The sequence below is a fragment of the Pseudomonas sp. DD1 genome, assembly GCF_044510355.1.
GTDB classification, from domain to species: Bacteria; Pseudomonadota; Gammaproteobacteria; order Pseudomonadales; family Pseudomonadaceae; genus Aquipseudomonas; species Aquipseudomonas shahriarae.
In genome coordinates, this window is record NZ_MSAJ01000022.1 from 656,405 (window position 1) to 665,375 (window position 8,971).

Here is an 8,971-nt window from a genome sequence, read left to right on the forward strand (position 1 = left end):
TTTTAAAGGATGCGGCACTCAGTTCCGAGCGAATGCAACTGTGTTTGCATCCGCCCGGATCTGTATTGATCAACCTTTGAGCATGTGCCCGGTTTCTTCCAGGTTGATGTGCCAGCTCAAGGCTTCGCGCAGGATGTGCGGGGTATGCCCGCCGATGGCGCAGGCGGCGTTGAAGTAGTTATTGAGGGCGTCACGGTAGTCTGGGTGCACGCAGTTATCGATGATCACCCGTGCCCGCTCCCGTGGCGCCAGGCCGCGCAGGTCAGCCAGGCCGATCTCGGTCACGAGGATATCGACGTCATGCTCGGTATGGTCGACATGGCTGACCATCGGCACCACGCTGGAAATCGCCCCGCCCTTGGCAATGGATTTGGTAACAAAGATCGCCAGGTGCGCGTTGCGGGCGAAATCCCCCGAGCCGCCAATGCCATTCATCATCCGCGTGCCGCAGATGTGGGTGGAGTTGACGTTGCCGTAGATGTCGAACTCCAGCGCGGTGTTGATGGCGATGATGCCCAGGCGCCGCACCACTTCCGGGTGGTTGGAGATTTCCTGCGGGCGCAGCACCAGCTTGTCCTTGTAGCGCTCCAGGTTGCCGAACACGTCGGCATTGCGCCGCTCTGACAAGGTGATCGAACTGCCGGAGGCAAAGCTCAGCTTGCCGGCGTCAATCAGGTCGAAGGTCGAGTCCTGGAGGACTTCGGAGTACATGGTCAGGTCTTCGAACGGCGATTCGATCAGGCCGCACATCACCGCGTTGGCGATATTGCCGATACCGGCCTGCAGTGGGCCGAGCTTGTTGGTCATGCGCCCGGCGTCCACTTCCTGCTTGAGGAAGTTGATCAGGTGATTGGCGATCCACTGGGTGTCGCTGTCGGGCGGCGTAACCGTGGAGGCGGAATCGGCCTGGTTGGTGATGACGATGGCGACGATCTTCTCTGGCGGGATCGGGATCGCGGTGCTGCCGATGCGATCATCCACCTTGACCAGCGGGATCGGGGTGCGGGTCGGGCGGTAGGTCGGGATATAGATGTCGTGCAGGCCTTCGAGGTTCGGATTGTGTGCCAGGTTGATCTCGATGATCACTTGCTTGGCAAAAATCGCGAAGCTGGCCGAGTTGCCCACGGAGGTGGTGGGCACGATATGGCCTTGCTCGGTGATGGCCACGGCTTCAATCACTGCGATGTCCGGCAGCTTGAGCTGGTTGTTACGCAACTGCTCGACGGTTTCCGACAGATGCTGGTCGATAAACATTACTTCGCCGGCATTGATCGCCTTGCGCAGCGTGCTATCGACCTGGAACGGCATGCGGCGCGACAGCACGCCGGCTTCGGTAAGTTGCTTGTCCAGGTCGTTGCCCAGGCTGGCGCCGGTCATCAGGGTGATTTTCAGGGGCGAGGTCTTGGCGCGTTCGGCCAGGGCGTGGGGCACAGCCTTGGCTTCACCGGCGCGGGTAAAGCCGCTCATGCCGACGGTCATGCCGTCCTCGATCAGGGCGGCAGCATCGGCGGCGCTCATGACCTTGTTCAACAGCGAAGGCAAGCGAATACGATCACGGTACATGGATTGTTATCTCGGGCAACGGAGGCAAGGTGGGCAGTCTAGTGATTTCAAAGGCGTTCGTCCCGCTACCATGGTCGAATGCCAGGTGGCGATTTAGAGCCTTTGGTCGGGTTTTTCCCGTTAATAAAAAACCCCAGCCTACGGGAGGCCGGGGTTTTGGGTATTGCGCTGGAGCAGTGTTTATTCGACAGCCTTGACCATGTCTTCAATGACCTTCTTCGCGTCGCCGAAGACCATCATGGTCTTGTCCAGGTAGAACAGTTCGTTATCCAGGCCGGCATAACCACTGGCCATCGAGCGCTTGTTGACGATGATCGTCTTGGCCTTGAAGGCTTCGAGAATCGGCATGCCGGCGATCGGCGATTTCGGATCGTTCTTGGCGGCCGGGTTGACCACGTCGTTGGCGCCGAGCACCAGCACCACGTCGGCCTGGCCGAACTCGGAGTTGATGTCTTCCATCTCGAACACCTGGTCATACGGCACTTCGGCCTCGGCCAGCAGCACGTTCATGTGACCAGGCATGCGCCCGGCGACCGGGTGGATCGCGTATTTCACGGTGACGCCGCGATGGGTCAGCTTCTCGGTCAGTTCTTTAAGTGCATGCTGCGCCCGCGCTACCGCCAGGCCATAGCCTGGGACGATGATCACGGTGTCGGCGTTGGTCAGCAGGAAGGTGGCGTCGTCAGCCGAACCGGACTTCACCGGGCGCGCCTCTTTCGAACCGGCCGGCCCTGCCGCATCCGGCGTATTGCCGAAACCGCCGAGCAGCACGTTGAAGAACGAGCGGTTCATCGCCTTGCACATGATGTACGAGAGGATCGCGCCGCTCGAACCTACCAGGGAGCCGGCAATGATCAGCATCGAGTTGTTCAGCGAGAAGCCGATACCCGCCGCAGCCCAGCCGGAGTAGCTGTTGAGCATCGACACGACTACCGGCATATCCGCGCCGCCAATCGGGATGATGATCAGCACGCCCAGCACGAAGGCCAGGGCCAGCATCAGGGCAAAGGCGCTGAGGTTGCCGGTGAACATAAACACCAGGCCCAGACCCAGGGTGGTCAGGCCCAACACCAGGTTCAATTTATGCTGGCCGCCAAACTGTACCGGTGCGCCCTGGAATAGACGGAACTTGTACTTGCCTGACAGCTTGCCGAAGGCAATCACCGAACCGGAGAAGGTAATGGCACCGATAGCGGCACCGAGGAACAGCTCCAGGCGGTTGCCCGCAGGAATCGCATCGCCCAGTTGCTTGACGATCCCCAGGGATTGCGGCTCGACCACTGCGGCGATCGCAATAAACACCGCTGCCAGGCCGATCATGCTGTGCATGAAGGCGACCAGCTCCGGCATCTTGGTCATTTCTACGCGCTTGGCCATGATCGAGCCGGCGGTACCGCCGACCAGCAGGCCGACAATCACGTAGCCGATGCCGGCAGTGGCAAGTTCTGCACCGAGCTTATAGATGAGGCCAACGGTGGTGAGTACCGCCAGCGCCATGCCCAGCATGCCGAACAGGTTGCCGCGTCGGGACGTGGTTGGGTGCGACAGGCCTTTGAGGGCCTGGATGAAGCAGATCGACGCGATCAGGTAGAGCGTCGTCACGAGGTTCATGCTCATTACTTCTGCACCTCTTCTTTAGCCTTGGGCGCTTTCTTCTTGAACATCTCAAGCATCCTACGGGTAACCAGGAAACCGCCGAACACGTTAACGGCAGCCAGGGCCACGGCCAGGGTGCCCATGGTCTTGCCCAGTGGCGTGACGGTGAGTGCGGCGGCGAGCATCGCGCCGACGATCACAATCGCCGAGATCGCATTGGTCACGGCCATCAACGGCGTATGCAGCGCGGGGGTGACGTTCCAGACCACGTGGTAACCGACATAAATCGCCAGCACGAAGATGATCAGGTTGTAGATACCGGGGGAGATAAGCTCTTCCATCGTCTGAATCCCTGCTTAGGCGTTTTTGCGGATGACTTGGCCGTCGCGGCACATCAGGCACGCGGCGACGATGTCGTCTTCGAGGTTGATTTCAAACTGCCCTTCCTTGGTGAAGACCAGCTTCAGGAAGTCCAGCAGGTTGCGCGCATAAAGGGCTGAAGCGTCGGCAGCGACGGCACCGGCAAGGTTGGTCGGGCCGCAAATGGTCACGCCGTTCTCCACCACCACCTGGTCGGCGACGGTCAGTGGGCAGTTGCCACCTTGGGCGGCGGCCAGGTCGATCACCACGGAGCCTGGCTTCATCTGGGCGACGGTTTCGGCGCTCAGCAACGTCGGGGCCTTGCGACCCGGGATCAGGGCGGTGGTGATGACGATGTCGGCTTGCTTGGCGCGCTCATGCACGGCCAGGGCCTGACGCTGCATCCAACTGGTGGGCATGGGGCGTGCGTAGCCGCCGACACCGACGGCGCATTCGCGCTCTTCATCGGTCTCGTAGGGCACGTCGACGAACTTGGCGCCGAGGGATTCGATCTGTTCCTTCACGGCCGGACGGACGTCGGACGCTTCGATGACGGCACCCAGGCGTTTCGCCGTAGCGATGGCCTGCAGACCGGCCACACCAGCACCGAGGATCAGCACACGGGCGGCTTTCACCGTACCGGCGGCAGTCATCAGCATCGGCATGAAGCGCGGGTAGTGATGGGCCGCGAGCAACACCGCCTTGTAGCCGGCAATGTTGGCCTGGGACGACAGCACATCCAGGCTCTGCGCACGGGAGGTGCGCGGGGCGGCCTCCAGGGCGAAGGCAGTGATGCCATGTTCGGCCAGGCGGGTGATGGTTTCGTTGCTGAACGGATTGAGCATGCCCACCAACACGGTGCCGCTTTTAATCAGCGTCAGTTCGCTGTCGCTGGGGGCGACCACCTTGAGAATCAGCTCGGCGCCAAACGCGTCGCTGGCACTGCCAATGGTTGCGCCTGCCGCTTCATAGGCACTGTCGACGACGCTGGCATTGATGCCTGCGCCGCTTTGTACAGTGACCTTATGGCCCTGGCCGATCAGCTTCTTGATGGTTTCCGGGGTTGCAGCAACCCGCGTTTCACCGGTCTGGGTTTCGAGAGGAACACCAATGTGCACGTCAAATCTCCTGCATGATCTTTTTGCTTTTGATTTTTGTAAAAAGGCCAGTGCACCGCGAGTGGCGCAACTGGGGCGGCCGATCAGCACGACCCTGCTGAAATGACAGCAGGGCGCGGCATTTTGCAGGCGAACTTTACGGCCTTCAAGGGATTATGACGGGTGACGAAAAATTAACTACAAGTCACCCTGTGACTGATTGTCGCAACGTGCCGAAATAACCTCTTTGAATACAGGTGTTTAAAGGCTTCGGGCGGAAAAAGACAATTTTTGCAATTGTCGTCATGAATAGCGGGTCATGGGGGGTGAATAACCCCTGTAGCGCTGATAGCTATTGGCTTTCAGGTCATTTTTGCATTGATCGGTACAGTCTGTCTAAAGGCGACATATATTTATATCTGTAGTGCTATAAATTATCTGACTACAGGGTCAGTAAATATCGCGGGCGCCTAGAACTGGTGGCTGTAGCGTTGTGCCTGATCAACCAGCCAGTCTCGAAAGGCGCGCAGCGACGCGGATTCGACCTTTCTCTCGGGAATCATCAAGTAATAAGCCTTGCTGCTGGTCAGCGCCTGCGGGTTGGCGATCACCAACTGTTTCTCGCCCAGTTCGCGTTGAATAAGGAACGGTGGGATCAGCGCAATGCCCATGTCATGCATGGCTGCCTGGGACAGCATGGAGAATAGTTCGTAACGCGGGCCTGTCATGTCCCGGGGGATATTCAGTTGCTGGGCATTGAACCACTGGCGCCAGGCGTAGGGCCTTGTGGTTTGCTGTAGCAGCGGCAGTTCGGCGATTTCCTCTGCGCTGAAGTGCGAGCGGTTCTCCAGCAATCGCGGGCTACAAACGGGAACCGGGTTTTCGCCCATCAGTCGGTGGGATTCGGTCCCGGACCAGTCGGCATCGCCGAAATAGACCGCGGCATCGAATTGCGTATCGGCAAACAGGAATGGGCGAGTGCGGTTGGTCAGGTTCACCGTGACTTCGGGGTGTTGTTGCTGGAAGTCCTTGAGGCGCGGGATCAGCCACTGCGTGCCGAACGTGGGCACTACTGCCAGCTCGATGACATTGGCGCCCTGCTGGCCCATCACTGAGAGAGTGTCGCGCTCCACGGCATCTAGTTGCGTCGCGACCCGTCGGCTATAGGAAAGCCCGGCTTCCGTGAGCTTTACACCACGTCGCGAGCGTCGAAACAGTTCGACACTCAAAAACTCCTCGAGGCTGGCGATCTGTCGGCAGATTGCGCCCTGGGTAATGGATAGCTCCTGCGCGGCCTTGGTAAAGCTCTCGTGGCGGGCTGCCGCTTCAAAACTGACCAGGGCCGTGGTGCTGGGGATCTTCCTGCGCATGTACCGTCGCCTCACTAATAAAGAGCAGTTTTGCCCTTTTTAATCATTACGAAGTGAGAAATTAGCACAAGCCTATGCAAAAACCTCGTTTGCCCTCCTCGCCTGTCCGGCCTAGGCTCCATGCACGACTTTTGATTTACTTCGCGAGGACTCACTCATGGGCGGTAAGGCAAGCTTCAACTGGATCGATCCACTGCTGCTGGATCAACAGCTCACAGAAGAAGAGCGCATGGTGCGCGACAGCGCTGAGCAATTTGCCCAGGACAAGCTGGCACCGCGTGTGCTGGAAGCCTTCCGTCATGAAAAGACCGATCCTGCAATTTTCCGTGAAATGGGCGAGACCGGCCTGCTCGGCGCGATGATCCCCGAGCAGTACGGTGGCAGTGGCTTGAACTACGTCAGCTACGGCTTGATTGCCCGTGAAGTGGAGCGTGTCGACTCCGGCTACCGCTCGATGATGAGCGTGCAGTCGTCCCTCGTCATGGTGCCGATCAATGAGTTCGGTACTGAGGCGCAAAAACAGAAGTATCTGCCCAAGCTGGCCTCGGGTGAGTGGATTGGTTGTTTCGGCCTGACCGAGCCCAACCACGGTTCGGACCCGGGCGCGATGATTACCCGTGCGCGCAAGGTGGATGGCGGCTACAGCCTTACCGGCAGCAAGATGTGGATCACCAACAGCCCGATTGCCGATGTGTTTGTGGTCTGGGGCAAGGACGACGCCGGCGATATCCGTGGTTTTGTCCTGGAGAAGGGCTGGAAAGGCCTGAGTGCCCCGGCGATTCACGGCAAGGTCGGCCTGCGCGCTTCGATCACCGGCGAAATCGTCATGGATAACGTGTTCGTTCCCGAAGAAAACATCTTCCCCGATGTGCGCGGCTTGAAAGGGCCGTTCACCTGCTTGAACTCGGCGCGCTACGGCATCTCATGGGGCGCGTTGGGGGCAGCGGAGTTCTGCTGGCACACGGCGCGTCAGTACACCCTTGATCGCCAGCAGTTCGGGCGTCCATTGGCTGCCACACAATTGATCCAGAAAAAGCTCGCCGATATGCAGACCGAGATCACTCTCGCCCTGCAGGGTTGCCTGCGTCTGGGGCGGATGAAGGATGAAGGAACGGCGGCGGTGGAGATCACTTCGATCATGAAGCGTAACTCCTGCGGCAAATCCCTGGATATCGCCCGTATGGCTCGTGACATGCTGGGTGGCAACGGTATCTCCGATGAGTTCGGGATCGCCCGGCACCTGGTCAACCTGGAAGTGGTGAATACCTACGAAGGCACGCATGACGTCCATGCGCTGATCCTCGGACGTGCACAGACTGGTATCCAGGCGTTCTATTAATAGGAGTGTGACCATGGGCGCGCTATCGCATCTGCGGGTACTGGATTTGTCACGGGTGCTGGCAGGGCCCTGGGCCGGGCAGATTCTTGCGGATCTCGGGGCCGAGGTGATCAAGGTCGAGCGACCTGGCAGTGGCGACGATACGCGCGCCTGGGGGCCGCCGTTCCTTAAGGACGCTTATGGTGAGAACACCACTGAGGCGTCCTACTACTTATCGGCCAACCGTAATAAGGAGTCGGTGACTATCGACTTCACCCGGCCGGAGGGGCAGAAGCTGGTCCGGGACCTCGCGGCGAAGTCGGATATCTTGATCGAGAATTTCAAGGTTGGCGGTTTGGCGGCGTATGGCCTGGACTATGAGTCGCTCAAGGAGCTCAACCCGGAGCTGATCTACTGCTCTATCACAGGGTTTGGCCAGACCGGGCCGTATGCGGCGCGCGCGGGCTATGACTTTATGATCCAGGGGTTGGGCGGGCTGATGAGTCTGACGGGGCGTCCCGAGGGTGATGAGGGCGAAGGTCCGGTCAAGGTGGGTGTGGCACTGACTGACATTTTGACCGGGCTCTACTCTACGGTGGCGATTCTGGCGGCTTTGGCGCACCGCGACCATGATGGTGGCGGCCAGCATATTGATATGGCGTTGCTGGATGTCCAGGTGGCTTGCCTGGCTAATCAGGCGATGAATTACCTGACGACGGGTGTATCGCCCAAGCGGTTGGGCAATGCGCATCCGAATATCGTGCCGTATCAGGACTTTCCCACCGCTGACGGCGATTTCATCCTGACCGTGGGTAACGACAGTCAGTTTCGCAAGTTTGCCCAGGTTGCCGGGCAGCCACAGTGGGCTGATGATCCGCGGTTTGCTAATAATAAGCTGCGGGTGGCCAATCGGGCGGTGCTCATTCCATTGATTCGCCAGGCCACAGTGTTCAAGACCACCGCCGAGTGGGTGAGCCAACTGGAGCAGGTCGGTGTGCCCTGTGGGCCGATCAATGATCTGGCGCAGGTGTTTGCCGATCCTCAAGTGCGGGCGCGCGGGTTGGCTATAGAGTTGCCGCATCCGCTGGCAGGCAAGGTGCCGCAGGTGGGGAGCCCTATGCGGCTGTCCAAGACACCGGTGGAGTATCGCAGTGCGCCGCCTCTGCTGGGCGAACATACGGCTCAGGTGCTAAGCCAGGTGCTGGGATTGGGGGCAGCCCATGTGGCGGCTTTAAAGGAAGCGGGGGTCATTTGAGGTGTTTCTTCTATATAGAGGGGGTTTCTATATAGAAAGGCTGGTTGTTTTTTAAACGATCGTAACTAATTGATAGAAAAGCAAAATTAAGGGTTGACGGCAGATTCTGGAAGTCTATAATTCGCCCCACTTCCGGCGCAGTCGAAACGGAAAACTCCTTGGTAAACAAAGAGTTACGCAGAATTCGACGGCGAGTTGCTTCAGTTCATCGAAGCCCAGAAGGAGTTGGTAGAGCAGTGTTGTTTGGCTCTATTAACGTTTCGATCCTCTCGGTCGAAAGCGGAGAAAAAGAGGTGTTGACAGCAGCGTGTAACGCTGTAGAATTCGCCTCCCGCTAACGAGAGATCGGAAGCGCAAGTGGTTGAAGTTGTTGAGGAAATCCTCGAAAACTTCTGAAAATAATCACTTGACA

The 8,971-nt window shown here is 58.9% G+C and carries 7 protein-coding genes; 2 read left to right on the plus strand and 5 right to left on the minus strand.

The annotated features are described in order from the left end of the window. Positions 1-69 precede the first annotated feature (69 nt). The 5 genes from PSFL_RS16380 to PSFL_RS16400 all read right to left on the minus strand — a co-directional run bounded on the left by PSFL_RS16380 (position 70) and on the right by PSFL_RS16400 (position 5,986). Positions 70-1,563, minus strand: coding sequence for an acetyl-CoA hydrolase/transferase family protein (locus PSFL_RS16380; RefSeq protein WP_198817589.1), 1,494 nt, complete (start codon positions 1,561-1,563; stop codon positions 70-72). A 180-nt stretch (positions 1,564-1,743) separates the two neighbouring features. Then, positions 1,744-3,180, minus strand: coding sequence for an NAD(P)(+) transhydrogenase (Re/Si-specific) subunit beta (locus PSFL_RS16385; protein ID WP_057957922.1), 1,437 nt, complete (start codon positions 3,178-3,180; stop codon positions 1,744-1,746). Beyond that, the gene (locus PSFL_RS16390) at positions 3,180-3,500 is read right to left on the minus strand and encodes an NAD(P) transhydrogenase subunit alpha (protein ID WP_003233786.1); all 321 of its coding nucleotides are present in this window, start codon (positions 3,498-3,500) and stop codon (positions 3,180-3,182) included. The genes PSFL_RS16385 and PSFL_RS16390 overlap by 1 nt, the downstream gene beginning before the upstream one ends. A 15-nt stretch (positions 3,501-3,515) precedes the next feature. Then, on the minus strand, positions 3,516-4,637 hold the full coding sequence (locus tag PSFL_RS16395; protein ID WP_057957923.1) for a Re/Si-specific NAD(P)(+) transhydrogenase subunit alpha: 1,122 nt from the start codon (positions 4,635-4,637) through the stop codon (positions 3,516-3,518). A 449-nt stretch (positions 4,638-5,086) separates the two neighbouring features. Further along, the gene (locus tag PSFL_RS16400) at positions 5,087-5,986 is read right to left on the minus strand and encodes a LysR family transcriptional regulator (RefSeq protein ID WP_057442148.1); all 900 of its coding nucleotides are present in this window, start codon (positions 5,984-5,986) and stop codon (positions 5,087-5,089) included. Between the two features lie 157 nt (positions 5,987-6,143). Between PSFL_RS16400 and PSFL_RS16405 the strand changes: the two genes are divergently transcribed. Together PSFL_RS16405 and PSFL_RS16410 are read left to right on the plus strand one after the other, a co-directional pair. Continuing rightward, positions 6,144-7,325, plus strand: coding sequence for an acyl-CoA dehydrogenase (locus tag PSFL_RS16405; protein WP_029290432.1), 1,182 nt, complete (start codon positions 6,144-6,146; stop codon positions 7,323-7,325). Between the two features lie 13 nt (positions 7,326-7,338). Continuing rightward, entirely contained in the window at positions 7,339-8,559 is a 1,221-nt protein-coding gene (locus tag PSFL_RS16410; RefSeq protein ID WP_057442150.1) for a CaiB/BaiF CoA-transferase family protein, read from the plus strand. Positions 8,560-8,971: the final 412 nt, after the last annotated feature.

Coding starts and splice junctions, on each gene's coding strand:
- PSFL_RS16390 (WP_003233786.1), bottom strand. CDS start 3,500: ATGGAAGAGCTTATCTCCCCCGGTATCTACAACCTGATCATCTTCGTG.
- PSFL_RS16400 (WP_057442148.1), bottom strand. CDS start 5,986: ATGCGCAGGAAGATCCCCAGCACCACGGCCCTGGTCAGTTTTGAAGCG.
- PSFL_RS16410 (WP_057442150.1), top strand. CDS start 7,339: ATGGGCGCGCTATCGCATCTGCGGGTACTGGATTTGTCACGGGTGCTG.
- PSFL_RS16385 (WP_057957922.1), bottom strand. CDS start 3,180: ATGAGCATGAACCTCGTGACGACGCTCTACCTGATCGCGTCGATCTGC.
- PSFL_RS16405 (WP_029290432.1), top strand. CDS start 6,144: ATGGGCGGTAAGGCAAGCTTCAACTGGATCGATCCACTGCTGCTGGAT.
- PSFL_RS16380 (WP_198817589.1), bottom strand. CDS start 1,563: ATGTACCGTGATCGTATTCGCTTGCCTTCGCTGTTGAACAAGGTCATG.